At 41.4% G+C, this 701-nt stretch carries 1 protein-coding gene; it reads right to left on the reverse strand.

Annotated features, from left to right (window positions below):
- A partial coding sequence (locus tag RM520_RS15200) for a Kelch repeat-containing protein (RefSeq protein ID WP_311388564.1) occupies nt 1–701 on the reverse strand: 701 nt, incomplete at both ends.

Consider the following 701-nt stretch of genomic DNA (forward strand, 5'->3'; position numbering starts at 1 on the left):
TGTGCTATAATTGGAAGTAGCTGGTGCATTGATGTATGGTCTTTCTTTGAATGAACCATCTGTTTCAAAAAGGTACGGAGGATAAAAAATCTCTCCATTAAAGTGGTTAAATGCATCTAGGCTTAGTCCACCACCACCTGAAAAGACAGTTCCATCGGTTAATAAAATAGCGACACTATGGTAGGTACGAGGAGTAGCCATGTAAGAAAGTGTTTCCCAGGTTCCATTGGTGCCAGCGCCATTAGGTGTAAAAAGCTCAGCATATAATTGTGCGCCATTATCTGAGAATACTTCGGCATGGTCTAAACCTCCAGTAACCAATACTTGCCCATTAGGAAGTACGGTACTATTATGCATGGTTCTTTCAAACTCCATATCAGGAGTTTGCTGAACGTTTGGAGCCGTGTTAAATGGTACATTAATATCAATTACAAAAGCATTTTCTTTTGCAGGAGTATTATTCCCATAACTTTGAGAGCCCCCAACTTTTAAGATTTTATCAATATCAAACATGACCGTGGTGCCTTTCATGGAATATGAATCACCCCCTCTAGAATAAGCAGCAGATACGCTACCAGTTCCAGTCAAATCGACCCAATGCATGTTTTCACTTGGACCTGCATGAAACAATCCTCCATTAGAAGCCACCCAAAGCCAAAGGTGGTTGTCGAGTCGGTAAACCCCTTCTGCAGGAATCTCAA

The organism is Croceitalea vernalis, assembly GCF_031846405.1.
In the GTDB taxonomy this organism is placed as follows: domain Bacteria; phylum Bacteroidota; class Bacteroidia; order Flavobacteriales; family Flavobacteriaceae; genus Croceitalea; species Croceitalea vernalis.